The organism is Halomonas sp. McD50-4 (assembly GCF_022348135.1).
Taxonomy (GTDB): Bacteria; Pseudomonadota; Gammaproteobacteria; order Pseudomonadales; family Halomonadaceae; genus Vreelandella; species Vreelandella piezotolerans.
Map to the genome: position 1 here is coordinate 1 of NZ_JAKRFG010000003.1, position 25,273 is coordinate 25,273.

Sequence of the window (25,273 nt, forward strand, 5' to 3'; positions counted from 1 at the left end):
CGGCGGGAGCAGCTTCTTGAGGATGGCTTCCCGGCGCTCGTCGGAGTACTTCATCGGAACCTCGTCACGCCCCACATCGTTCAGAGTCTAACAGCCGCTGACACTCCAACTAGCTTGACAGTGGGGGGGGTATCGACCCGCTGCACTTCGGTCTGATCGTCACGCTGAACCTGGCCATTGGGCAGCAGACCCCGCCGGTTGCCAGCGTATTGATTGCCTCCTGCTCCATTGCGAAATCAGACATCTGGGCCACGTCCAGAACCAATCTCTGGTTCATTGCCGTACTGTTCACGATTTTGATGATCAATACCTACATTCCTGCCTTTGCCCTGGCATTGGTCAACTTCATCTACGGATAAGGGGTGCTCCATGACACAGCAACGACAAGCACCCACCACTGAGAGTGTGCGCTTCGAGGTGAAAGACGGTGTGGCCTGGTTAGGGTTCAACCGTCCGCAAAGCCGCAATGCCATGACGTGGGAAATGTACAACGCCTTGGAGTACTACTGCGACACGTTAGCCGACGATACCGAGATCCACGCTCTGGTGCTTCACGGTGTCGGCGGGGAAGCCTTCGTGGCGGGTACCGACATCACCCAATTTGCACATTTTGCGGAAGCGGAGGATGCCATTGGCTACGAGCGGCGCATCGACCGCGTGGTGGGAAAGCTGGAAGCCTTTCCGAAACCCACGCTGGCGCTGATCGAAGGTGCCTGTGTAGGCGGTGGCGCGGCGTTGGCGCTGGTATGTGATTTTCGCTATGCCACCGACACGCTGAAATTTGGCGTGCCCATTGCCAAGACGCTGGGCAATACGCTCTCCATTTCCAATGTGTCTCGACTGGTGGATATGGTCGGTATCCCGCGCACGAAAGAAGTGTTGATGATGGCGAAACTGGTGACGGCAGAAGAGGCGCTGGGCGCGGGTTTGGTCAATCAGCTGTTCGATAGGGCGGATATCTACGCCGAAGTTGCCACCATTGCCGCCGAATTTGCCAAACGTGCACCCCTGACCCTGCAGGCCAGCAAGGCGCTGATCAATCGCGTGCAGGCCCAGCGGCGGCTCCCGGCCGATGCTAGCGACGATTGGGTGGCCACTTGCTACCTGAGCCAGGATTTCTCGGCAGCGGTGAACAAGTTCGTCAATAAAACGCCTTTTGAGTGGCGCGGCCAGTAAGGCTGCCGCTCTGCTCAGTAGATGCCTATCACAGGCTTGAGGAGGAAAGCGCATGCTTCCTTTACAAGATATAAAAGTACTCGATGTGTCACAGATCATGGCTGGCCCTTACTGCACCATGGTGCTGGCGGATATGGGGGCCGAGGTCATCAAGGTAGAGAAACTCAATGGTGGCGATGACAGCCGTCAGATGGGGCCATACGTGAACGGCGAGTCGACCTGCTTTTCGCAAATCAACCGTAACAAGAAAAGCATTTCACTCAACCTGAAAGACGAGCGTGCCCGCCAGATCTTTTATCGACTGGCAGCGGATGCGGATGTCATCGTCGAGAACTATCGGCCGGGGGTCACCCAATCGCTGTCGATCGACTACGACACCATCAAAGCGATTAATCCAGGCATCGTTTACTGCTCCATTTCGGGGTATGGCCAAACCGGGCCCTACAGCCACAGAGGCGGATTCGATCTGGTGGCGCAAGGCATGACCGGGCTGATGTCGATGACCGGCGAAGCCGGGCGGCGCCCTTTGAAGACCGGCATCGCGGTCTACGACATTGGCGGTGGCATCACGGCGGTCTATTCGATTTTGGCCGCCCACATCCACAAGATGAAGACGGGGGAAGGGCAGCATATCGATATCGCCATTACCGAATGCGGGTTGCCCTGGTTTACCTGGGAAGCGGCGGCTTACTTCTCTGAAGGCACCGTGCCTGGCCCCACTGGCTGGCGCCATCGGGTGTCTGCGCCTTATCAGGCGGTGAAGGCCAAGGATGGTTATTTGATGCTGGGCTGCGCCAACCAACGAACCTGGGAGCGGTTTTGCGGCGATGTATTGAAACGTCCCGCACTGATGGAAGACCCCCGCTTTCTGACCAACCATGATCGTGGCCAGCATGTGGATGAACTGGAGGCGCTGCTCGAAGAGCTGATGGCCCACCAGACCGTCGATGAGTGGCTGACACTCTGCGATACCGCAGGCGTACCGGCAGGCCCCATCAATGACTTTGCCCAGGCCATGCAGGATGAGCACTACTTGGCCCGTGGCATGGTGGAGGAGATGGACCATCCGGTGATCGGCAAAATGAAAACCATCGGCTTTCCCAGCAAGTTCTCACGCACACCTGCTCAGATCCGCTCTTCAGCGCCGCTCTTTGCTCAGCATACCGACGAGGTACTCGAGCAATTGGGCCTGTCGGATGAAGAGCGTGACACACTGCGTGCCGAAGGGTGCATAAAGTAGTTTTTTTAAAAATTCAGTTTGAATTCATTATCCAATTTAGTGCCGTGCTGTTTCGCGATAACCGCATCACAACAACCGCATTACAACAACAATGAGGAAGCGACATCATGTTGAAGCTAGATTTTCACCCCTCCGGTCGTCATTTTCTGCAGATTCCTGGCCCATCGCCGGTGCCCGACCGCATCCTGCGCGCCATGAGCCTGCCAACGATCGATCACCGCGGGCCAGAGTTCGGCGCGCTGGGCCGCGAACTGCTGGCCAAGACCAAGCAGGTATTCAAGACCGAGCACCCGGTAGTGATCTACCCCGCCTCGGGCACGGGCGCATGGGAGGCGGCGCTTGCCAACACTATGTCGCCTGGCGACCGGGTGCTGATGTTCGAAACAGGCCACTTCGCTACGTTGTGGCACAAGATGGCGCTGCGCCTGGATCTGACGCCGGAATTCATAGGCCTGCCGGGGTATGAAGGCTGGCGCCAAGGCGTGCAGGCCGAGATGATCAAAGAGCGGCTAAAAGACGACCCCGAGCACGAGATCAAAGCGGTCTGTGTGGTGCACAACGAAACCTCCACGGGGGTCACCAGTGACATCGCGGCGGTTCGTCGCGCCATCGATGAGGCCAATCACCCGGCCTTGTTGATTGTGGATACCATTTCCGGGTTGGCCAGTGCCGATTACCGCCACGATGAGTGGGGCGTGGATGTCACGGTGTCCGGCTCACAGAAGGGCCTGATGCTGCCGCCGGGCATCAGCTTCAATGCGCTCTCACCCAAAGCGATCGAGGTGAGCAAGCAGGCCAAGCTGCCCAAGAGTTTCTGGGCCTGGGATGAAATTCTGGAAGCCAACCAGAACGGCTATTGGCCCTATACCCCCAGCACCAACTTGCTGTACGGCCTTAATGAAGCGCTCGACATGCTGCTGGATGAGGGCATGCCGCAGGTCTTGGCCCGCCACCAGCGCTGGGCGGCAGGGGTGCGTGCGGCGGTACAAGCGTGGGGCTTGGAGATTCAGTGCCAGGACCCCGCGCTGTACTCGCCGGTACTCACAGGGGTAGTGATGCCGGAAGGCGTGGATGCGGATGCCGTGCGCAAGATCATCTATGAGCGTTTTGACCTGTCGCTGGGAATGGGCCTTGGCAAGGCGAAAGGCAAGATGTTCCGGATCGGGCACCTGGGGGATTGCAACGACTTGACCCTGATTGCCACGCTGGGCGGCTGCGAAGCGGGCATGAAGCTGGCAGGCGTATCGCTTCGCGGCAGCGGTGTCTTGGCAGCGTTGGAGTACTTCGCGGCGAACCCGTTGCAAGCGTCAAGCGACCATCAGGCGCGTTAAAAAGGGGAGAAGTGTCATGACGTCACTGACCAGCCAACCTGCGCCTAGAGATGCCAAGATCAAGCCGATCAGCGGTCTGGCTGAACGGCTTTCACGAGAGCTCACAGGCGATGTCTTATTTGATCAGGCGACTCGGGGGCGTTATGCCACTGACGCATCCATTTATCAGGTAACCCCCGTTGGCGTGGTGGTCCCACGCCATCAGGAAGATTTGAAAATTGCCCTGGACATTGCCCGTGACGCCCACGTGCCGGTGTTGGCACGTGGGGCAGGCACCAGCCAGTGTGGTCAAACCGTGGGTGAGGCATTGGTCATCGATACCACGCGCTGGCTGAACCAAGTGGTGGAGTTCGACCCCGACGCACGCACCGTGGTGGTGGAGCCAGGCATGGTGCTGGATCATCTCAATGCTTGGCTCAAGCCCCATGGGCTATGGTATCCGGTGGATGTCTCCACCAGTGCCCAGTGCACCATTGGCGGTATGGCAGGTAACAACTCCTGCGGGTCGCGCTCTATTTACTACGGCAACATGGTGCACAACGTCGAGGGCATCGAAGCCACGCTGGCCGATGGATGCGACGTGAATTTCAGCTTTGTGGATGGGTTCGCTGAGGGCACAAGAGAACACCAACTTGCCCAGCAGGTAAAAGCCATTGCCGAGCGGGTCGGCCATGATATTCGCGACCACTTTCCCAAAGTGTTGCGTCGCGTGGGGGGCTATAACCTCGACCTGTTCGACTGCCAAAACCCTATCCCCTATGACCCGAATGGGCGGGCGAATTTAGCGCACTTGCTTATCGGCTCTGAAGGGACGCTCGGGGTAAGCCGCCGTATCAAGCTGAAGCTGTCGCCGCTCCCCGAACAAAAAGTGCTGGGGGTCGTCAACTTCCCCACGTTCTATCAAGCCATGGATTTTACCCAGCATATCGTCAAGCTGGGGCCGATGGCGGTCGAACTCGTCGACCGCACGATGATTGAGCTCTCGCTTGAGAATCCGGCGTTCAGGCCGGTGATCGAAAAAGCGCTGATCGGCAAGCCGGAAGCCATTTTGCTGGTGGAGTTTGCCGGGCAAGACCGAGAGGCGCAGCTTGAATCGCTGCAGCGCCTTAATGAGCTAATGGGCGATTTAGGCCTGCCCGGCAGCGTGGTGAATATGCCGGAGGCGGCCGAGCAGAAAGCGCTGTGGAACGTGCGCAAGGCTGGGCTCAATATCATGATGAGCATGAAAGGCGATGGTAAGCCGGTCTCCTTCATCGAAGATTGTGCCGTTCCCCTTGAGCACCTTGCCGAGTACACCGCAAAGCTCACCGAGGTATTCAATCGCTATGGCACGGAGGGCACCTGGTACGCCCATGCGGGGGTCGGCACGCTACACGTTCGCCCCATTCTGGACATGCGCCGCGACGGGGCGCAAAAAATGCGTGAAATCGCAGAGCTGGCCTCTTCGCTGGTACGTGAGTACAAGGGCGCGTACTCGGGTGAGCACGGCGACGGTATTTGCCGTGGCGAGTGGGTTGCTTGGCAGTTTGGCGAGACCATCAATGACGCTTTCCGCGAAGTGAAACAGCTCTTTGATCCGAAGAACCTACTCAATCCTGGAAAAATCGTCGATACCCCGAAAATGGATGACGAGCGCTACTTCCGTTTTCCGTCCACCTATCAGCGTATTCCGATGACACCGGTATTCGATTGGTCCTCCTGGAACGTGAAGCGAGATCCGCTCACGGGTGAGCAAACGCCTCCTGGCAGTGCTGGAGACACGACCCATGGCTTGGCCATGGCGGTTGAGATGTGCAACAACAACGGCCACTGCCGCAAGTTCGATGCAGGCACCATGTGCCCAAGCTACCGCATCACCAAAGAGGAGCAGCACCTGACTCGGGGCAGAGCGAATACATTACGGCAAGTGCTCTCGGGGCAGTTGGGGGATGAAGGACTCGCCAGCGATGAGGTGAAAGACGCGCTGGACCTATGCGTTTCTTGTAAAGGCTGCAAACGCGACTGCCCCACGGGCGTTGATATGGCCAAGTTCAAGATCGAAGCGCGGGCGGCTCGAGTGCGCGCCAAAGGCCTCACGTTGCGTGATCGCATGGTTGGCGAAATGCCCCGTTACGCCCCTTGGGCTAGCCGGTTCTCAGGTTTGGTGAACGGTATCGAACGGGCTCCCTGGCTGGCGAAGCGCATCAAGCAGGCGCTCAAGCTCGCCCCGCAAAGAGCGCTCCCCGCGTTTAACGGCAACTTCCTGGCGACGGCGGCCTCTTCGTCAACCGCTGAGAGGCCAACTGCAGAGAGGCCGATTGCAGAGAAAGAAGTCCTGCTGTTTGTGGATACCTTCAATAACTATATGGAGGTCGATAATGCCTCCGCCGCCAAGCGAGTGCTGGAGGCCGCTGGTTATCAGGTTCATCTTAACGTGACCCAAGGTCAGCGGCCGCTCTGCTGTGGCCGCACCTACCTCTCTTCGGGCCAGTTCGAGAAAGCCAAGGCCGAGGCACAGCGCACGCTGGATTTCCTGATGCCGTTCGTGGAGCGTGGCGTGGCCGTGGTGGGGTTGGAGCCCTCGTGTTTGCTCAGCATGCGTGATGAATTCTTGCAGTATGGCTTTGGCGAACAGGCGCAGGCATTGTCGGAAGCTGCCTATCTGTTTGAGGAGTTTTTGCTACATGCTCACTCGACAGGAGCGCTGTCGTTAACGCTCAAGCCCATGGAAGGCCAGCGCGTGATGCTGCATGGCCACTGCCACCAGAAAGCGTTTGATGCGTTGCGTCCGGTAGAACAAGTGCTGAGCTGGATTCCTGGCGTGGCGGTCGAGACGGTCGAGTCGTCCTGCTGCGGCATGGCAGGCAGTTTTGGCTACGAAGCCGAACACTACGAAGCCTCGATGAAAATGGCAGAGCTGACGCTGTTGCCTGCCGTGCGAAGCGCGAATGAGCAGGCGGTGTTGGTGGCCGATGGCACCAGCTGTCGCCATCAAATTCAGGATGGCAGCGGACGCCAAGCGATTCACGTTGCTCGCCTGCTGGCGCAAGCGCTAGCCTGATAGCGACAACCAACAAAAGGAGCGTTACGTGGCCATCTATCAATTTGGCGAGCATCAGCCCGCTATTCATGAAGACGTATACATTGCCGACACGGCGGACGTTATCGGTCAGGTTACCCTGAAGGCTCGCGCCAGCGTGTGGTATCAAGCCGTATTGCGCGGCGACAGCGACCATCTGGACATCGGTGAAGAGAGCAACATCCAAGATGGCGCCGTGCTGCACGCGGACCCCGGCTACCCGCTGAAGGTGGGAAAGGGGGTGACCGTCGGGCACCAGGCGATGCTGCATGGCTGTACCGTGGGGGATGGCTGTTTGATCGGCATTCAGGCGGTAGTGCTCAACGGCGCCGTGATTGGCGAGAACAGCTTGGTAGGCGCGGGGGCCTTCATCAAGGAAGGGGCGGTATTTCCGCCAAACTCGTTGATCGTCGGCTCACCCGCCAAAGTGGTCAGAGAGCTGACGGCGGAGGCGGTGGAAGCACTGAAGCTCAATGCGCAAAGCTATGTGATTCGAGGCCAGCAGCATGCAACGACTCTGAAGCGGATTGGTTGAGGTGAGTAAGTCGTAAAAAATTTACCCCCAGGCAATGCCTGGGGGTAAATCGTTTTACGGGGTTGAGAAGAGGACTACATCAACGGATCTGTCACCCCTAAAACATAAAACGCAATCATCGCGATAACGCCGGTGAATACCAGGTAGTAGATGGTCGGGATGATCGTTTTACGAATGGTGGTACCTTCGCGTCCCAAGAGACCAACGGTCGCTGATGCTGCCACCACGTTGTGAATAGCGATCATGTTACCTGCCGCAGCACCAACGGCTTGCAGTGCCACCATCATGGCCGTTGATAGTCCCAGTGTTTCAGCGATGCTGAATTGGAATTCTGCCAGCATGAGGTTAGACACCGTATTGGAGCCCGCAATGAAAGCCCCCATTGCCCCGACGGCAGGCGCAAAGAACGGGTAGATACCGCCCACACCGTTAGCCACTGCTTGCGCCATCATGACCGGCATCGAGACTAAGTCGGCACCGTTAACACCAGAGTTGATCAGAATCCGCACCATCGGCACGGTAAAGATCAGTACGAAACCAGCTCCGAAAATGGTCTTGGTGGACTCGGAGACTGCTGCGCTCATCTGGCGAGGGTTCATCTTATGCAGGAAGTAAGTGATGAATACGACGGCTAGGATGATGCCGCCCGGCAGATAAAGTGGTTGAACGCCACCGCTCACGCCTGCTTCGCCGAAGATATTGGCCCAGTTCAGGTTAACCGAGGTCAACGCCGCCCGCAGTGGCTCGATGGTACGAGAGGCCACCAGGAACAGTGCTAGCAGTACATAGGGTACCCAGCCTTTGAAGGTGGACATTGGGGCTTTACCGGCCACATCGTCGAGCTTGATTTGCAGATTACCGATCCACTCATCAGGCCACGAGGTCGATTCAGGGAAGTCCCAGGTCTCTTTGGGCAGCAGGAAGCCTTTACGAGCAGCAGGCACCACGATGGCCAAGCCCACCATTGCCCCAATCATGGAGGGGAACTCCGGGCCAAGCAGTACGCCTACTAGCATGTAGGGCACCACGAAAGAGACACCCGTGAAGATGGCAAACGGTGCAATCGAGAGCCCCTCTTTCCAAGAGCGGTTGGCACCGAAGAAGCGCACCATTACCAGCACGAGGATTAGCGGCATCAAAATACCCACGATACCGTGGGTGATCGCCACCGAACTGGTCACCTGTTGAAAAAACACGTCCCAGGTGGAGCCGTTCGCTTCCAGCTGAGCAGTAATGTCAGCACGGTTCAAGCCGCTGCCGACACCCACGACGATCGGCGTGCCCACAGCGCCAAACGATACCGGCGTGGATTGAATCATCATGCCCACGACCACCGCGGCTAGCGCCGGGAAGCCCAGCGCTACCATCAGCGGAGCGGCGACAGCCGCCGGTGTGCCGAAACCGGAGGCGCCTTCGATGAAGCAACCAAACAGCCAAGCAACGATCAACGCCTGTACGCGGCGGTCAGGGCTGATGCCCGAGAAGCCGTTACGGATCGCGGTAATGCCTCCCGAGTGCTTGAGCGTGTTGAGCAGCAAGATGGCGCCGAAGATAATCCACAATAGACCAGCGGTTTGGATAAGACCCTGTACCGTGGATGCCGCCACGCGGCTAAACGACATATCCCAGGCGGTCAGACCAATGATGGCTGCCGTGAGGAAGACAATTGGCATCGCTATTTTGGCCGGAATCTTAAAGCCTATGAGCAATATTCCGGCTAGCAACAGCGGCAGAAACGCCAGAAGAGCGAGTATAGATTCATTCATGGGAGGAACGGCCCCTTGTTATTGATTTGGTATGCTCCGCGAAAGCCAACTTGTCATTGCAATGATAGTTGGGTCAGCGTGAAAGATACGGTCAGGCAGGCTGAATGACTACATTGGAAAATTGGTCTTACCAGTAAATAGGCGCAAGATAGCATGGGAACCAAGCGGTCGTTTTAAAATAAGATGTTGTTTTTATGGAGCTTTAAAGTTTGCGTTAGCATGCTAGCTAGGTGGGCCTCATTAGACTAATAGACAGTGTGAAGCGCTTGCACCGACATCGCCAAACGCGCCGCTTGCGCTGTCGATCACTTAGACTCACTGTAGTGGCGATGCCCCCCAATGACAAAAGGAGTATGACTCGATGGCAATCACCCTTTATGACCTGTGCGGCCGTGACGAACGCCTGCGTTTTTCTCCCTATTGTTGGCGTGTACGTATGACGCTGGCCCACAAAGGCTTGGAGGTCACCACCGTGGCTTGGCGCTTTCAGGAAAAAGAGGCGCTCGCGTTTGCCGATTACGACAAAGTGCCCGTGCTGACGGATGGTGACAACGTGGTCACCGATAGCTTTGACATCATGCGCTACTTAGACCGCGCTTATCCAGATGCCCCCGTGGTGGGTGAAGGGATGAGTCTGCAGCGCTTGATGCTGTTCAAGCAGTCGGTAGAGCGGAGCATTACTCCTGCGCTATTCAAGATCGTTGCGTTAGATCTGTTAGCCGCTATTCATCCTGAGGATCGTGATTACTTTCGTAAAACACGTGAGGCGCGCTTTGGAGCTACTTTAGAGGCCGTCAACGATCCTGAGCAGGGGCGACACCTGTTGAAGCAAGCGCTGGTACCGGTGAATGCTCAGTTGAAAGAGAGCCCGTTTTTAGATGGCGATACCCCAAGCGGTGCCGATTATTTGCTGTTTGGCAGCATGATGTGGGCCTACACCGTTTCAACCGAAACACTAGTGGATGAAAAAGACCCTGTCGCGGCTTGGTTCAAGCGTATGCTAGAGGTGCACGATTCAGTGGCAGGCAAGGCCGTCACTGTTCGTGATCTATAATCGTTGAGACGGCCATAAGCCGTCAGACGACCCACAGGCAACACCAACGACCTAGGTCGTTGGTGTGAAAGGAGATGGCGATGATCGACCTGTACTACTGGACAACCCCGAACGGCCACAAAATCTCCATCATGCTCGAAGAGACCAAACTGGCGTATCGCGTCAAGCCGATCAATATTGGTCGGGGGGAGCAATTTGACCCTGAATTTTTGACCATTGCGCCGAATAACCGTATCCCAGCCATCGTGGACCATGCCCCGAAAGATGGCGGCCAACCCATGGCGCTATTCGAATCTGGCGCTATTTTGGAGTATCTCGCCGACAAGACGGGCCAGTTTCTACCGACAGAAGGGCGCGAACGTTACGTGGTGCTGCAGTGGCTGCATTGGCAAATGGGCGGACTGGGTCCCATGGCGGGGCAGAATCACCACTTCTGCCACTACGCGCCGCAAAAAATCGAGTACGCCATCGAGCGTTACGTGCGTGAGACCAATCGTCTTTATAGCGTGCTGGATCAGCGGCTTTCCCAGCAGCATTTTGTTGGCGGTGACCGCTACTCCATTGCCGATATGGCGATTTATCCCTGGATCGTTCCCTGGGAGAAGCAGCGCCAAACGCTTGAGGAGTTTCCCGATCTTGAACGCTGGTTCGACGACGTCTCGCAACGCCCCTCCGTGCGTAAAGCCTATGCCTTAGTGGAAGATGTGAACCCCGAGTCAGGCGTGACGATGGATGCTGAAGCTCGTAAGCACCTGTTTGGAAATCGTTAATCAAGCGGCCTTTTCGAGCGTCCTAGAGAACGACAGATGAGCAAGCGCAGTATGACCAAAAATCATGTTGCGCTGCACAAAAAGCGCTGCTAGCTTTGTGGGTAGCAAAGGCAAACGCCCGCTTACGACCTGCGTCAATGCAGGCCGAACCACTATCTCACTCAAGGAGATTACGTGATGAACAAGGCCGCAGAAAAAACCAGCCAACAGTTCGACTCTGTTTTCGTGTCCCCGATGCGTTCTTACACGCTCGCTGCGCTGAACTACTACGAGCAGCTAGTGGGCGCGCAGATGGATGCAGCCCGTGCCTACTCCGACATGACCATCGCCCAAGCGCGTACATGGTTAGACGTGAAAGACGCGGACAGCTTCAAAAAAGCGATGGAGAGCCAGCAAAAAACCGCTACCGATCTAATGGAGCGCATGAAAGGCGACTCTGAAAAAGTCACCTCCATTAGCCAGAGCTTCATGCAAGACAGCCAGAAAATGGCCGAAGAAACCACCAAGAAAGCGGTAGAGACTGCCAAGCAGTAAGCAACCGTCTGATGGCAAAAATGCCGCGCCCAGAACCGATTCTGGGTGCGGCATTTTTTTGGGATGGAGGAAAGATGACTAGGATGCCTCGTCAGCACGGGCTCGAAGACGGAAGCGCGCGATGCGAATAATTTGTTGAATCGCGGTTTCACGCTCCTGGGCCAAGCCGTTATCCAAACGCTCTTCAAACGCCGCAAGGATGTCGTAGCGATCCAGACCTTTCACCGCAATTACGAACGGAAAGCCGAATTTCTCTTTATAAGCGGCGTTCAGCTGTTCGAAGCGAGTAAATTCCTCGGGCGAGCACTGGTCGAGCCCTGCGCCGGCCTGCTCGCTGGTGGAGTCGTGGGTCAACTCGCCCGCCAACGCTGCCTTGCCCGCTAGATCGGGGTGGGCGCGAATGACGTCAATCTGCTGCTCAGGAGTAGCTTGTCGAAGCATCAAGCCCATCAATTCGGCCAGTGCATCAGGGGCATCATGCTCTTGGCGTAAGCCGTGTTGCCAAGCGGCTTCCGCCACCCAGGGGGAGTGCTCATACACATCACCATAGTGGGCAATGAACGTTTCCAAGTTGGATTGGCTGGGAAGAGGGAATAACGTGAGTGAGGTGGCGGTTGACACAAAAATTCTCCAGGCGTGCGAAAAGGGAAATGCTGTATACAATAAATAGCATCGACGGTACTCTTTGACCAATAGGTCAAACCCTACTCATAACGTCTATTCATAACGCCAACAACCTCGCCAATGTAAGGAGTGACGATGGGACGCTTAACTACCCACGTGCTGGATACCGCCAAAGGGCAGCCCGGCCAAGGCATTACCATTGAAGTCTTTCGGCTAGCGAGCGGCCACCGCGAGCACTTAGGCTCCACCGTCACCAACAGCGATGGCCGTTGTGATGTGCCCCTGTTAGAAGGCGATGCGCTCACGCCCGGTGAGTATGAGTTAGTGTTCCACGCGGGGGACTATTTACGCCGTCAGGGTATCGAAGCCGCCGAGCCACGCTTTTTAGACGTGATTCCGCTGCGCTTTGGCGTAGCCGATGCAAGCCAGCACTACCACGTGCCGCTGCTACTCTCGCCGTATGGCTACTCGACCTATCGCGGTAGTTAAGAGGGCAGATCATGCAAGCGTACATCATCGAATTCGTCAACCTGCTGCTGCGCTGGCTGCACGTGATTGCGGCCATTGCCTGGATCGGCGAATCGATTTACTTCGTCATGCTCGATAACGGCCTGCGCACTCCCAAAGCCGCTGAAGATCGTGAGAAAGGCATCTTTGGTGAGATGTGGGCCGTCCACGGCGGCGGTTTCTATCATAACCAGAAATACGCGACGGCCCCCGCCAAGCTGCCCAACGACCTGCACTGGTCGTTCTGGAAAGCCTATACCACGTGGCTATCGGGGTTTGCGCTGTTCGTCATTCTTTACATGGTGAATCCCGGTTTTTACTTGGTGAACCCGGACAGCAACTGGGCCTGGGCGGCTAACCTGACCGGTTGGCAGGCGAACCTGCTGGCGCTTGGCTTCCTACTCGGCGGCTGGGTGGTTTATAACGAGCTATGTAAGCGCATCAGTCCCAACATGGAGCGCGATGGCCTGCTGAGCATTGCCGTGGCGGTGATGATGGTGGTGGTGGCCTACCTAAGTACCCAGATGTTCACCGGACGTGCGGCGTTTCTACTCACTGGCGCGGTGATGGCCACGGCCATGTCGGCCAACGTCTTTTTCTGGATCATTCCCGGCCAGCGCCGCATGGTGAAAGCCATGAAGGCGGGCGAGGCTCCCAACCCACTAGACGGCAAGCGCGGCAAGCAGCGTTCGGTGCACAACACCTACTTCACGCTCCCCGTGGTGCTGCTGATGGTGAGTAATCACTACTCCTTTATCTACGCCCATGAACTTGCTTGGGTAGTGATGGTGCTGTTCATCTTTGCCGGTGCGTTGATTCGTCAGTTCTTCGTGCTGATGCATGCCGGGAAGATTCAGCCTGCTTACCCGGCGGTGGGCGTTGGACTGATTCTGCTCGCGTTCTGGATGGCGGCGCCCAGCCCAAGTAGCACCGCAGAAAGCACTGGCGGTGCGCCCACACAAGCACAGATTTCTGGATTGATTGAGCAACACTGCACCCAGTGCCATGCCCGCAACCCTGAGCACGCCGGTTTCTCCGCGCCACCGGCAGGCTATGCCTTCGATAGCTGGGACGATATTCTAGGCCACAAAGCGCACATCCAGCAGGTCGTTGGCAGTCGCTACATGCCATTGGGTAATATCACCAACATGAGTGACGAAGAGCGCGATATCATTGCGGCCTGGAAGGAGTGATCACAGTCGCGGACAGGAGACACTATGAGCGATGCGCAGGCGGCGTTAAAACGACGACCCACTGAGAAAGAGGGTGACGAGCGCCACGAAGCGATTTACCGGGCAGTGAGCGATGCCATTGTGGAGCAACGCCTCAAACCCGGCGCTCGGCTGCGGGAAGATGCGCTCGCGGAGGTGTTCGGCATTAGCCGCACGGGGATTCGTAAAATTCTCCAGCGGCTGGCGCTGGAGCAGCTCGTAACCTTGACCCCGCGTCGTGGGGCTAGCGTGACGCGACCTACCGCCGAGGAAGCGAAAGACGTGTTCGATGCCCGCCAGTTGATCGAATGCGGCCTCATGCCCGATGTGGCCAGGCGAATGAACACCGCCGCAGCGGCGGAGCTTCGCGAGATGGCCCGCCAAGAGCGCCAAGCCCTGCGCAGCGGTCAGCAGAGCGTGGCCATTCGCCTCTCGGCGGATTTTCACGTGCGGCTCGCTCAGCTCTCCGGCAACGCCACCCTGGCGGAGTTCGTGGAACGCCTCTGCTCCCGCTCTTCGCTGATCCTCGCCGTCTACGGGCATCGCGGCCACCTAGGCTGCGAATCCCACGACCATGACGACCTGATTGGCTATTTGGAAACCGGCAACGGAGAGCGCGCCAAAGCCTTCATGAGCCGTCATCTCAAAGCCATCGAGGCGTCGCTTTCCATGGTCGAAGAGGAGGAAAACGTACCGGATCTGCAGCAGATTTTTGGCGTTTAGCGACGTAGCCGCTCTGCTCGCTCTGCTCAACGGCAATGACGGTTAAGCAGCGTTTTTGAGGCTTTCTATTAACGTCAACACGCCACCAAAGCTCATCCTGTGGCGTGTTGAGTGGTTACTGCGTTTTTCTGTGAGTCATCACGTCATGGCTTAGTGCGTTTTCTGCTCAGCCATCACAGGTGCTGCCTCAAACCGCTTCATTAGCCCGTAGTAAAATATCCCACCTAAGCCTGCTCCGATCAGCCAACCGTAGCCGCCCAGGCTGGATAAGGCCGGTACCAATACGGTAGATAGCGAGAACATCGCCGCCACGCCAAAGGCGATGAGGGCGCGAGTGTTCCAGCCGTTGACGTAGTAGTAAGCGCTGCCGGGGGCTGAGGAGAATAGCTCCTGCATATTGAGGTGCTGGCGTTTGATCAGGTAGTAGTCCACCACGATGATGCCGTAAAACGGCGCGACGATAGCGCCCAGCGCATTCACGAAGCCCGGCACGCCAATTTGGCTGATTACCGAGATCCACAGTGCACCGACGAAAAAGGCAATCACGGCGGTAATCAAGCCGCCCATTTTGAAGCTGATTTTGCTGGGGAACAGGTTGGCGAGGTCGTAGGCGGGGGGAATGAAGTTGGCGACCAAGTTGATACCCACCGTGGCGGCAAAGAAGGTGAGAGCGGCCACGATGGTCAGCGGCAGCGAATCGACGCGCTCCACGATATCCGCTGGGTTGGTGAGCGCTTCGCCAAACAGCACCAGCGTGCCCGCGGTGATGATCAGCGCAATGAACGAGAAGAATGCCACGTTTAACGGCAGGCCCAGCAGGTTGCCCAGCTTCATCTGGCGCTCGGTTTTCACAAAACGGGTGAAGTCGCCGAAGTTGATCACCACCGCGGCGAAGTAGGCCACCATCGTACCCACGATGGCGAGAAACGCCCCCAGGCCACCCTGCTCACCGCTGCCGCTAAAAATGGTGCTAATGGCGGGGAGCAGCTCGCTACCAGCTTGCATCCATACCACGAGCATCAACACCACCATCACCGCATAGACCAGCGGGCCTGCCCAGTTCAGGAAGTGCTTGATGCGCTCGATGCCCTGCCAAAAAATCGCGATCTGAAACAGCCACACGATCACGAACGAAAGCCACGCCACTCCGGAAAGGCCGAGGAAAGTCCCCCCGTTGCCTACACCAAACAGCGCGGTAATCAGCAGCGCCACCGCGGTGGAGGCGAAGTAGGTCTGCACGCCGTACCAAAAGATCCCCACGATGGCGCGCAGCATGGCGGGCAGGTTGGCACCACGCACGCCCATGCTGGCGCGCACCATCACCGGGAAGGGAATGCCATATTTCACGCTGGGTTTGCCGGTCAGGTTGACTAGAAACATCACGATCACCCCGGCCAAAATGATTGCGGCCATCACGGCCCAGCCGTTCAGGCCGTGAGAGAGAAACAGCGAGGCTGCCAGGGTGTAGCCAAACAGGCTTTGGATGTCGTTGGACCAGACGTTGAAAATCTCGAATGCGCCCCAGGTGCGATGTTCTGGCTTGAGCGGGGCGAGGTCGTCGTTATAGAGCGTTGGATCGATCTGCTGAATGTTGAGATCGCTTTGGTTGGGCTGTTCATTCATGGCAAGGCTCGTTATCCGGAAATGATCGCCTGCCACACGAAGGTGGCAGGCGCGGGTAGGGCGGGTTACTGGGTGAAGCGCTGGCAGGCGGGCCAGTGTTTCATCAGCAGGTAGTAGGTCAGCCCGGCAGGAATCAGGCTGGCGTACCAAGAGACCGCCGAGAACGAGAGCGCAGCGACGATCCCTACTGCCGTTGCTATTAGCGCCGCTTGGTTAATGCCTTGATAGGGGCCGTTTTCATCGTAGAGCTTGCCGATATCCAGCGTGCGGCGGCGAATCACGTAGTAGTCCACCACCAGAATAGCGAAGATGGGGCCAAGGAAGGCAGAGTAGGTTTGCACGAAGAGCTGTAGGCCTGCGCCGGATTCCGGCTGCACCAGTTTCCAAGGGAAGGTAGCGAAGGCCAGCAGCCCCACGATAACGGTGGCAACGGAGAACTTGAGTTTGAACACGTCCATCAGCACGTAGGTGGGCGGCACCACATTGTTCAGCACGTTGGTGGTCACCTGGGCGAAGGCGATGAACAGCAGGGTGATCATGAGTAGCGGTGTATTATCTACCGCGTTGGCGAACACCTGAATAGGGTCGGCGGTGCCGGTAGCTTGCGACACCATGTAGCCAATCAGGCCCATAAACAGCGTGCAGGGTAGAATCGACATCGCGTAAATGGTGGTCAATAGCCCTGGGCCGGTGCCCTTTTTATGCTCCCGGGAGTAGTCACTAACGTTGAGCATCATGGTGCTGTAGATGCCCAAAAATAGCATGGTGGCGCTCCAGAAGGGCATCCCCCAAGAGCCTTCCATGGTCAGCAGGCTGGTGGAAAGCTCGTCGCCGTAACGCTGCACCGTGGCGTAAAACATGTACATCAGCGAGCAGAGAATGAAGGCGCTGCCAATGTTCTCCAGCCACTTGATGCCCTGAAAGCCGAGTACCGAAAGGCCAATCTGCAAAAACTGAAAGGCAATGAAATAGAAGATCAGGTTATCGAAACCGAACAGCGTCGCCGACACCATGTTGAGGGCGCCCGCGCCAATCCAGCTTTGAAAACCGTACCAGACGATGGCGGGCACGGCGCGCACCAAACCGGGAATACGCGTGCCGGTAAAACCAAATGCACTGCGGGCCTGCACCATGAACGGAATGCCATATTTATAACCAGCGGCCCCGTTAATGGCGAGCGCCACGCCAATCACAAAACAGCCAATGGCAATCGCCAGGGTGGCTTGCAGTAAGTTGAGCGTGCCCACTACGCTTGAGCCCATGGCGAAGGTGCCAATCGACACGCACCCCCCAAACCAGGCTAAAAAATAGGAGGTGCGCCCCATGATGCGGGTGCTTTGCGGAGCTAGGCTTTCGGCCCCAACGGCTTTGGCGGTGGCGGGGCTAGTTGCTCCCGGCGCTTCATCTGAGGTAAGAGCAGAGGTTGAAGTGCTCATGTTACCGTCCTCGCAAGATTATCGATGTTATTGGTAACCTGGGCGCTACTGGCCCAGGAGACGCTTGCGGCGTGGCGTGCTGATGGCGGTAGTCGTTGTGTTGTTATCTTTTTTAGTCGTGCTGTGTAGCCTATTGTTAGTGTGATGCGGAATGTCTCAACGGCGTGTAGGTGGCAAGGTGAGGTTTGAAAAATCCGCAAACTTGCCGGTAAAAGGTTTCGGGCGCGGGTAGTCTAAATCGCCGTATTTGCTGGTAGATAAGCCCAGCCCCACCAGCGATTCGGCAAGCTTCAACGCCGCACTGACCCCTTCCACCACGGGCAGGCCCACTTCTCGGCTAATGGCGTGGGTGAGGTTCGCCATCCCGCCACAGCCCAGCACGATCGCGCCAATACCATCTTCATCGCGGGCACGGCAGCACTCTTGCACGATCCGGCTGAAGGCGGCGTCAGGGTGGTCTTCCAAATCCAGTACCGGGATTTCAGCGGCGCGAATGCGGCGGCAGTGGTGGCTAAAGCCGTACTGCTCGAGCAGGTGTTCGGCAATAATCCCGGTGCGGCCTAGCGTGGTCACGATCGAGAAGCGCGTGCTAATCAGGGTCGCCATATGAAAGGCGGCTTCGGCAATGCCGATCACCGGCGCGCGGGTCAGTTCGCGGGCAGCCAGTAGGCCGGGATCACCAAAACAGGCCACGACGTAAGCATCGATGTTGCCCTCTCGCTCGCCTTTCAAAACCTCTTCGGCCACGCCCACCGCGCTCACGGCTTCATCGAAATGGCTCTCGATAGAAACCGGTCCCGCGTCGGGCTGAGTGGCGCTCACGGTGGTCGAAGGAGCCGCCAATCGTTCGGCCGCTTGCCGAATCGTCGCTGTCATGGCAGCCGTCGTGTTGGGGTTAATCAGGCGTATATGCACGGGGTGATACTCGCATGTGAACAATATTTTCTATCTTGTATACGAAAATAGGGCGCTTTTCTGCGATGCGCAAGCCCTTTCATGCGACGTGTAGGCGCTGGAAGAGTTGACCAAGTGTTCAAGTTTCAAAGGGTTAGCGTGCTATTGAGCCGAAAAGCGCCGTCATCTCAATTGATTAGCCCTGCGTTGAATTGCGATGACTATTCAAAATGGCTATTTTGTATACAAACTAAAACGCTCTGCCTTTATCAAGGAGCCTGTCCATGACCTCTCATTACCCTCGCGATCTCATCGGCTATGGCCGTACGCCGCCCCACGCTAACTGGCCAGGCAAGGCCAAGATCGCCGTTCAATTCGTGCTGAATTATGAGGAGGGCGGGGAAAACTGCGTACTGCATGGCGATGCAGGCTCGGAGCAGTTTTTGTCCGAGATCATTGGTGCAGCCAGCTATCCAGACCGCCATTTGAGCATGGAGTCCATCTACGAATACGGCTCCCGCGCTGGCGTGTGGCGTATTCTGCGCGAGTTCGAGCGCCGCGGGTTGCCGCTCACCGTATTTGGCGTGGCCATGGCGCTAGAGCGCCACCCGGACGTGGCCCAGGCATTCAAAGAGCTGGGCCATGAAGTGGCGTGCCACGGCTACCGCTGGATCCACTACCAGGAAGTACCCGAGCATATCGAGCGCGAGCATCTGCAAAAGGCTATGGAGATCTTCCAGCGCTTGTACGGTGAAAAGCCCCAAGGTTGGTACACCGGGCGCGACAGCCCCAATACGCGCCGTTTGATTCTGGACGAAGGTGGCTTTCTTTACGACAGCGACTATTACGGCGACGACCTGCCGTTCTGGACCACGGTGAGCGATAGCCAAGGCGCGGAGCATAACCACCTGATCGTGCCCTACACCTTAGATACCAACGACATGCGTTTTGCGGCTCCACAAGGGTTCAACACGGCGGATCATTTCTTTACCTATCTGCGCGACGCCTTTGATGTACTGTATGCCGAAGGGGAGGATTCGCCGAAAATGCTCTCTATTGGTATGCACTGCCGTTTGCTGGGCCGCCCTGGGCGTTTCCGGGCGCTGCAGCGCTTTTTAGACCATATCGAAGCCCACGACCGTGTGTGGGTAGCCCGACGGGTCGATATCGCCCGTCACTGGGCAGAGCATCACCCAGCACCCAAATAAACAAACAGGACACCATGACACCCCATATCGGACAACGGATTGCCGCCCAGTTTGATGCGCTCAGCGCCCAAGAGCAGCGCGTGGCGAGTTTCATTCTGGATCACTTCGATGATTTGGCCGTGTACAGCGCCGCCGACTTGGCGCGTTTGACCGGGGTGTCAAAGTCCACCGTCAGCCGCCTATTCAAGCGACTAGGGTTCGAAAGCTATCGCACGGTAAAGGATCACGCTCGACAGCTGCGTAATTTGGGCGTGCCGTTGGTGATCGATGCCCATGCCATGGAGGAGAAGAGCGAGAGCGGCACCTCGTTCCAGCGCCACCTGCAGCGGGAGCAGGAGAATCTGCAGCGCTGTTTCGCGAGCCTTGTCCCCCAGGAATTTGCTGCGATGGTCGAGGCGTTAGCGGTGGCGCAGCAGGTCGTGATCGTCGGTTTCCGCAACAGCTATCCGCTGGCACTGCACTTACGTCAGCAGCTCGTGCAAGCCCGTCGCCACGTGCGCTTGGCGCCGCAGCCGAACCAGTCGTTGGCCGAAGAGCTGGTGGATTTAACTGAACACGACACCGTGGTGCTGTTTGGTTTTCGCCGTCGTCCATCGGCATTTGGCGCGTTAGTGGACGCCCTTGAACGCTCGCCTGCCAAGGTGTTGTTGATCGCTGACCCCACCGCCTCTCCGTTTGCTTCGCAAGTGACGTGGTGGTTGGAAGTACCGTTAGAGAGTCTCTCGGCGTTCGATAGCTATGCCACCGCCAACAGCGTGATTTGCCTGTTGGCAAATGCCGTTTTGCACCAGCGCTTAGCGGAGGGCCGCGAGCGAATCAGCGCGATAAGCGACCACTATGCTGAGTTGAACGAGCTGGCATCGCCCATCATGAGCGTCGATTGGGACGCCCATCAATAATGGTGCGCTTTGACTGCCTGATGCACCAAATGTAATCGCTTTACTGAACGCACGCTGGGTTACCCTGCGTGCTCTCCTGCCTGATTGTAACCTAACGCACTGTTGTTGCGCTGCTTTCCCTGCGGCTGGTCTCGTTATTGCTAATGCTAGTGGGCGTGTGAAACAAAAGTTTCTTTGATGAGATTTGTGCAACGAACTTTTCAGAGGGCGACATCACACGCGTTACACCTTCTTCTCGGCATTGGCTTGCGACACACTTTCAGGAGAGCGTCATGGGAACTACCCTTCAGGGCTTTAAAGATTCGGTTCAGCACTACTTGAAACGTCTTCAAACCGGCGTGGTGGCCACCGGCATAGCGGCCACGCTGGCTATGGGTGGGCTGGGTGCCAGCAGCGCGGTTCACGCCGATGCGCTGGAAGACATTGAATCTCGCGGCACGATTCGTATCGCGGTTCCGCAGGATTTCCCTCCCTTTGGCTCGGTAGGCACCGACCTACAGCCGCGCGGTTACGATATCGACATGGCCAACTACATTGCCGACGAGATGGGCGTCACCCTGGAACTGATTACCGTGACCAGCGCCAACCGCATTCCTTATCTGCAAACAGGTCAGGCGGATCTGGTGATCTCGAGTCTGGGTAAAAATCCGGAGCGCGAAGCGGCGATCGATTTCTCCGATGCCTACGCGCCGTTCTTCCTGGGCGTGTTTAGTGCGGATGCCGACGAAAGCGTAGAAGGACCCGAAGGCTTCGCCGATAAAACCATTGGCGTGACTCGCGGTGCCGTCGAGGATATGGAGCTTTCCAACGTCGCTCCCGACTCCACCACCATTCAGCGCTTTGAAGATAACGCCACCACCATCTCGGCGTTTCTTTCTGGCCAAGTAGATTACATTGCCACCGGTAACGTAGTGGCCGCCGAAATTGCCGAGCGCAACAGCAATCGTGCGCCTTCGCTGATGTATCAGCTGAAAGATTCCCCTTGCTACATTGGCCTGAACAAAAACGAAGCGGCGCTACAAGCAGAAGTGAATCGCTTGATTGCCCAGGCATTGGAAGACGGCACGCTCAACGAGTTTTCCCAGCGCTGGTTCAGCGCGGACCTTCCTGACAACTTCGGTAGCTGAGAGGCGGTATGGGGCCAACACTCGATTTTCTCACCCTGTTGCCCTACGCCAGCGAGCTGATCAAAGGTTTGACCACCACGGTCGTGCTGACCGTGGTGACCACCTTGACCGGGCTGGGGCTGGCCGTAGCGGTGGCGTATTTGCGTGTGAACGGGCAGCCCTGGATGCGCTGGGGGCTGGGGGGCTATGTCGAAATCACCCGTAACACGCCTTTTATCGTTCAACTGTTTTTTATCTTTTTTGGTTTACCGGGGCTGGGTATCAAAATCGATGCCATTACCGCCGCGTTCATCGCCATGACGCTAAACCTCGCCGCTTACAGCGCCGAAATACTACGCGCCGGCATTAGCGCCACGGCGAAAGGGCAGCTAGAAGCCGCCAGAGCGCTGGGCATGAGTACCCTGCAAAGTTACCGCCATGTGGTGCTGGTGCCCGCCTTTGCCAGGGTATACCCCTCACTGATTAGCCAGTCGATCATCGTCATGCTGGGCTCGGCGGTGGTGTCGCAGATTTCCGTTTTCGACCTCACTTACGCGGCCAACTTCATTCAGTCGCGCAACTTTAGAAGTTTTGAAGTCTACCTGCTGATTACCTTGGTGTACCTGCTGCTGGCGTTTGGTATGCGCCGCGCCTTTATGCTGGTGGGTAAGCGTGTGTTCGCGTATCAGCAAGGAGAGCAACGATGATCGAGTTCACCCTATGGGATATCGTGCGCAACCTGCTGCTCGCCGCCCGCTGGACCGTGGTGCTGTCACTGATTGCCTTTATCGGCGGGGCTACCGTGGGGCTGGTGCTCACCTTTATGCGTCTTTCCAGCCGCCGCTGGCTGCAGCGTTTTACCTCGCTGTACGTGGACCTGTTTCAAGGCACGCCGCTATTGATGCAGCTCTTTTTGATCTTCTTTGGCGCGGCGGCGATGGGGCATCCCATTTCTGCCTGGTGGGCCGCCTCCATCGCACTGACGCTCTTTACCAGCGCGTTTCTCTGCGATATCTGGCGGGGCTGCCTGGAAGCCGTGGCGAAGGGGCAGTGGCATGCCGCTCGCGTGCTGGGCATGAACTATTTCCAAACCATGCGCCATGTGATTCTGCCGCAGGCGCTGAGACTCTCGATTCCACCCACGGTGGGGTTTTCAGTACAGGTGATAAAAGGTACGGCGCTGGCTTCCATCATTGGCTTCGTGGAGCTCACTAAAGCGGGCACGATGCTCAATAACGCCACGTTTGAACCGTTCACTATCTTCACCCTCGTGGCCCTTTTTTACTTCGCGCTGTGCTACCCGCTCTCCTGCTACGCGCGCCATTTGGAGAAAAAGCTCTATGACGCTGGTCTGCGTTAATAACGTTCATAAAGCCTTTGGCGACCTGGAAGTGCTCAAAGGGATCGACCTCAACGTTGCTCAGGGGGAAGTGGTCGCCATCATCGGCCGCAGTGGTTCGGGTAAAAGTACGCTGCTGCGCTGCTTGAACCAGCTCGAACAGCACGATAGCGGCGAGATCACCATTGCCGAACAGCAGCTCGATGCGGGCTCCATGTCGCCCAAAGAGCTGAGTGAAAACGTTGGCATGGTGTTTCAAAGCTTTAATCTATTTCCCCATAAATCTGTGGGCGACAACGTGTGCCTCGCCCCCGTGGTGGTGCGTGGCGAGGCCCGCGCCGATGTCGAGAAAGTGGCCCGAGAAGTGCTGGATAAAGTGGGTTTGGCAGACAAGTACGATGCTTACCCCGCCCAGCTTTCCGGCGGCCAGCAGCAGCGGGTGGCCATCGCCCGTGCGCTGGCCATGCGCCCGAAGGTGCTGCTGTGCGATGAAGTCACTTCGGCTCTCGACCCTGAGTTAGTCGGCGAAGTGCTGCGCGTGTTGGAGGCGTTGGCAGCAGAAGGCATGACGCTGATTCTAGTCACCCACGAAATGGGCTTTGCTCGGGATGTGGCCGACCGCGTGGTGTTCATGCACCAAGGGCGCATTCACGAAGAGGGCGAGCCTGCCGAGCTGTTCGGCAATCCTAAAACCCCAGAGCTCAGGCAGTTTATCTCAGCGGTACTTTAAGTGAAGCGGGCCTTTAAGGTTTGTTTGAAGCCGCACTCCATAATATTGTATACAAAAAAGACGATGCAGCACGCTTGTGCTGCATCGTCGTCGAGTACGCTTACACTCTCAGGGAGAGACAATGCCAACAACACGCCAACCCGCTCACTATTACGCCCTCACCGGCGGGCATCCGCCGCAAACCCAGCTCACCGCTGACCGTGCGGTCTTTACCGAGGCCTACGCGCTGATTCCTAAAGGCGTGATGCGCGATATCGTGACCAGCAACCTGCCGTTTTGGGAGGGCACTCGGCTATGGGTGCTGGCGCGGCCGCTGTCAGGGTTTGCGGAAACCTTCTCCCAATACATCATGGAAGTGCAGCCGGAAGGCGGTAGTGACAAGCCCGAACTGGATCCCCAAGCGGAGGGCGTGCTGTTTGTTGTGGAAGGTGAGTTAACGCTTACTTTGGCGGGTGAGCGCCACACCATGGGGCCCGGTGGCTACGCGTTCATTCCCCCGGGCAGCCACTGGCAGGTACGCAATGAAGCCCGCGAGCCGGTGCGTTTCCACTGGGTGCGCAAAGCCTACGAGTATGTAGAAGGGTTGGATGTCCCCAAAGCTTTCGTGACCAACGAGCAGGAGATCGCGCCGATCGAGATGCCGGGCACCGAAGGTCGCTGGGCGACGACGCGCTTTGTCGACCCCAGCGACGTTCGCCACGATATGCACGTCAATATCGTGACCTTTCAGCCGGGCGGCGTCATTCCGTTCGATGAAACCCACGTCATGGAGCACGGTCTTTACGTCCTCGAAGGCAAAGCGGTGTATCACTTGAACCAGCAGTGGGTGGAAGTCGAAGCAGGTGACTTTATGTGGCTACGCGCTTTCTGCCCACAGGCGTGCTACGCAGGTGGACCCGGCCCGTTCCGCTACCTGCTGTACAAAGACGTTAACCGTCACGCGGCGCTAAAAATCTGAGTCGGCCAGCCGATCCCCCACCTCACTTGCTAGGATGATTCTATGTTAGAGCTGACGGCGAAGCCGCTCACGGCAGAAGCCTTTGCACCGTTTGGGGATGTGTTGGATGCCCGAACATCGGCCTCGTTTCCGATTAATGCCGGCCGCACCCAGCGTCATCACGACCTCGCCAAGGTGGAAACGTTGGGCCAGAACGCCCATACGCTGATCAATATTTTCGTTAGCCAACCGGTGACGCTGCCGCTAACCCTCACGTTTTTAGAGCGCCACCCGCAGGGCAGCCAAGCGTTCATGCCGCTGCATCAGGAGCGTTTCATCATTGTCGTGGCACCGCCGGGCGACAGCATTGTGCTAGACGAGGTGCAGGCGTTCGTGACCGACGGCCGCCAGGGGGTGAACTACCGCGCCGGGACTTGGCATGCCATTCAGTCGGTGCTGGAGCGCGAGGGGGAGTTTTTGGTGGTAGATCGCGGAGGGGAGGGCAACAACTGTGACGAGTACCCGCTGGATGTTACCGTCACGTTAGCGCAGTAGCCCACCTCAAGTGCATG

Annotated in this window: 25 protein-coding genes; 20 read left to right on the forward strand and 5 right to left on the reverse strand. The window is 57.4% G+C overall.

Annotation, left to right across the window (positions count from 1 at the left end):
- Positions 1–140 precede the first annotated feature (140 nt).
- The 6 genes from MHM85_RS04565 (at position 141) to MHM85_RS04590 (ending at position 7,340) form a co-directional block, all read left to right on the forward strand.
- Positions 141–359 carry a TRAP transporter large permease subunit gene (locus MHM85_RS04565; protein WP_275443403.1) on the forward strand — a complete coding sequence of 73 codons (219 nt, stop codon included), beginning with the start codon at positions 141–143 and terminating at the stop codon, positions 357–359.
- Positions 360–369: 10 nt separating this feature from the next.
- Positions 370–1,176, forward strand: a complete 807-nt coding sequence (locus MHM85_RS04570; protein WP_219861707.1) for an enoyl-CoA hydratase — start codon at positions 370–372, stop codon at positions 1,174–1,176.
- A gap of 52 nt (positions 1,177–1,228) precedes the next feature.
- On the forward strand, positions 1,229–2,416 hold the full coding sequence (locus tag MHM85_RS04575) for a CoA transferase (RefSeq protein ID WP_139526403.1): 1,188 nt from the start codon (positions 1,229–1,231) through the stop codon (positions 2,414–2,416).
- Positions 2,417–2,523: 107 nt separating this feature from the next.
- Complete coding sequence (locus MHM85_RS04580; RefSeq protein WP_219861705.1) at positions 2,524–3,747, forward strand: aminotransferase class V-fold PLP-dependent enzyme; 1,224 nt, start codon at positions 2,524–2,526, stop codon at positions 3,745–3,747.
- A gap of 16 nt (positions 3,748–3,763) precedes the next feature.
- Positions 3,764–6,787 (forward strand): FAD-binding and (Fe-S)-binding domain-containing protein, encoded by a 3,024-nt coding sequence (locus MHM85_RS04585; RefSeq protein ID WP_219861702.1) that lies wholly within the window; start codon positions 3,764–3,766, stop codon positions 6,785–6,787.
- 28 nt (positions 6,788–6,815) lie between these two features.
- Entirely contained in the window at positions 6,816–7,340 is a 525-nt protein-coding gene (locus tag MHM85_RS04590) for a gamma carbonic anhydrase family protein (RefSeq protein ID WP_153842527.1), read from the forward strand.
- 74 nt (positions 7,341–7,414) lie between these two features.
- Here the strand turns inward: MHM85_RS04590 and MHM85_RS04595 are convergent, their stop codons facing one another.
- A complete protein-coding gene (locus tag MHM85_RS04595) occupies positions 7,415–9,106 on the reverse strand; it encodes an L-lactate permease (protein ID WP_139526407.1) in 1,692 nt (563 codons plus the stop codon).
- Between the two features lie 361 nt (positions 9,107–9,467).
- On the opposite strand from MHM85_RS04595, the gene MHM85_RS04600 reads away from it, so the two are divergent.
- The 3 genes from MHM85_RS04600 (at position 9,468) to MHM85_RS04610 (ending at position 11,464) form a co-directional block, all read left to right on the forward strand.
- Positions 9,468–10,160: a glutathione S-transferase N-terminal domain-containing protein gene (locus MHM85_RS04600; protein WP_139526408.1), complete on the forward strand. Its 693-nt coding sequence runs from the start codon at positions 9,468–9,470 to the stop codon at positions 10,158–10,160.
- A gap of 80 nt (positions 10,161–10,240) precedes the next feature.
- A complete protein-coding gene (locus MHM85_RS04605) occupies positions 10,241–10,930 on the forward strand; it encodes a glutathione binding-like protein (RefSeq protein WP_219861700.1) in 690 nt (229 codons plus the stop codon).
- A 177-nt stretch (positions 10,931–11,107) separates the two neighbouring features.
- Positions 11,108–11,464: a phasin family protein gene (locus tag MHM85_RS04610; RefSeq protein ID WP_139526410.1), complete on the forward strand. Its 357-nt coding sequence runs from the start codon at positions 11,108–11,110 to the stop codon at positions 11,462–11,464.
- Positions 11,465–11,542: 78 nt separating this feature from the next.
- Here MHM85_RS04610 and uraD read toward each other — a convergent pair whose 3' ends face one another.
- On the reverse strand, positions 11,543–12,085 hold the full coding sequence (uraD, locus tag MHM85_RS04615) for a 2-oxo-4-hydroxy-4-carboxy-5-ureidoimidazoline decarboxylase (RefSeq protein ID WP_139526411.1): 543 nt from the start codon (positions 12,083–12,085) through the stop codon (positions 11,543–11,545).
- Positions 12,086–12,223: 138 nt separating this feature from the next.
- Here uraD and uraH point away from each other — a divergent pair, with 138 nt between their 5' ends.
- Genes uraH through MHM85_RS04630 form a run of 3 tightly spaced genes read left to right on the forward strand, consistent with a single transcriptional unit; the run spans position 12,224 to position 14,529 of the window.
- The gene (uraH, locus tag MHM85_RS04620; RefSeq protein ID WP_153842528.1) at positions 12,224–12,577 is read left to right on the forward strand and encodes a hydroxyisourate hydrolase; all 354 of its coding nucleotides are present in this window, start codon (positions 12,224–12,226) and stop codon (positions 12,575–12,577) included.
- An 11-nt stretch (positions 12,578–12,588) separates the two neighbouring features.
- Positions 12,589–13,788, forward strand: coding sequence for a urate hydroxylase PuuD (locus MHM85_RS04625; RefSeq protein ID WP_219861698.1), 1,200 nt, complete (start codon positions 12,589–12,591; stop codon positions 13,786–13,788).
- Between the two features lie 24 nt (positions 13,789–13,812).
- Complete coding sequence (locus MHM85_RS04630) at positions 13,813–14,529, forward strand: GntR family transcriptional regulator (protein ID WP_219861696.1); 717 nt, start codon at positions 13,813–13,815, stop codon at positions 14,527–14,529.
- A 150-nt stretch (positions 14,530–14,679) separates the two neighbouring features.
- Here MHM85_RS04630 and MHM85_RS04635 read toward each other — a convergent pair whose 3' ends face one another.
- The 3 genes from MHM85_RS04635 to MHM85_RS04645 form a co-directional block, all read right to left on the reverse strand.
- Positions 14,680–16,152 (reverse strand): NCS1 family nucleobase:cation symporter-1, encoded by a 1,473-nt coding sequence (locus MHM85_RS04635; RefSeq protein ID WP_219861694.1) that lies wholly within the window; start codon positions 16,150–16,152, stop codon positions 14,680–14,682.
- A gap of 65 nt (positions 16,153–16,217) precedes the next feature.
- Positions 16,218–17,588, reverse strand: a complete 1,371-nt coding sequence (locus MHM85_RS04640) for an NCS1 family transporter (protein ID WP_219861692.1) — start codon at positions 17,586–17,588, stop codon at positions 16,218–16,220.
- A 156-nt stretch (positions 17,589–17,744) separates the two neighbouring features.
- Complete coding sequence (locus MHM85_RS04645; protein ID WP_139526417.1) at positions 17,745–18,503, reverse strand: aspartate/glutamate racemase family protein; 759 nt, start codon at positions 18,501–18,503, stop codon at positions 17,745–17,747.
- 263 nt (positions 18,504–18,766) lie between these two features.
- Here MHM85_RS04645 and puuE point away from each other — a divergent pair, with 263 nt between their 5' ends.
- The 8 genes from puuE to MHM85_RS04685 all read left to right on the forward strand — a co-directional run bounded on the left by puuE (position 18,767) and on the right by MHM85_RS04685 (position 25,256).
- Positions 18,767–19,690 (forward strand): allantoinase PuuE, encoded by a 924-nt coding sequence (puuE, locus tag MHM85_RS04650; protein WP_139526418.1) that lies wholly within the window; start codon positions 18,767–18,769, stop codon positions 19,688–19,690.
- 14 nt (positions 19,691–19,704) lie between these two features.
- Positions 19,705–20,589, forward strand: coding sequence for a MurR/RpiR family transcriptional regulator (locus tag MHM85_RS04655; RefSeq protein ID WP_139526419.1), 885 nt, complete (start codon positions 19,705–19,707; stop codon positions 20,587–20,589).
- 272 nt (positions 20,590–20,861) lie between these two features.
- Positions 20,862–21,716: a transporter substrate-binding domain-containing protein gene (locus MHM85_RS04660; RefSeq protein WP_153842533.1), complete on the forward strand. Its 855-nt coding sequence runs from the start codon at positions 20,862–20,864 to the stop codon at positions 21,714–21,716.
- Positions 21,717–21,724: 8 nt separating this feature from the next.
- On the forward strand, positions 21,725–22,402 hold the full coding sequence (locus MHM85_RS04665; protein ID WP_058577175.1) for an amino acid ABC transporter permease: 678 nt from the start codon (positions 21,725–21,727) through the stop codon (positions 22,400–22,402).
- Positions 22,399–23,055, forward strand: a complete 657-nt coding sequence (locus tag MHM85_RS04670) for an amino acid ABC transporter permease (protein WP_139526421.1) — start codon at positions 22,399–22,401, stop codon at positions 23,053–23,055. The genes MHM85_RS04665 and MHM85_RS04670 overlap by 4 nt, the downstream gene beginning before the upstream one ends.
- Positions 23,036–23,764, forward strand: a complete 729-nt coding sequence (locus tag MHM85_RS04675) for an amino acid ABC transporter ATP-binding protein (protein ID WP_058577177.1) — start codon at positions 23,036–23,038, stop codon at positions 23,762–23,764. Before MHM85_RS04670 ends, MHM85_RS04675 begins: the two co-directional genes overlap by 20 nt.
- Before the next feature lie 121 nt (positions 23,765–23,885).
- Positions 23,886–24,722, forward strand: coding sequence for a bifunctional allantoicase/(S)-ureidoglycine aminohydrolase (locus tag MHM85_RS04680; protein WP_139526422.1), 837 nt, complete (start codon positions 23,886–23,888; stop codon positions 24,720–24,722).
- Between the two features lie 42 nt (positions 24,723–24,764).
- Positions 24,765–25,256 (forward strand): ureidoglycolate lyase, encoded by a 492-nt coding sequence (locus tag MHM85_RS04685; RefSeq protein ID WP_139526423.1) that lies wholly within the window; start codon positions 24,765–24,767, stop codon positions 25,254–25,256.
- Positions 25,257–25,273: the final 17 nt, after the last annotated feature.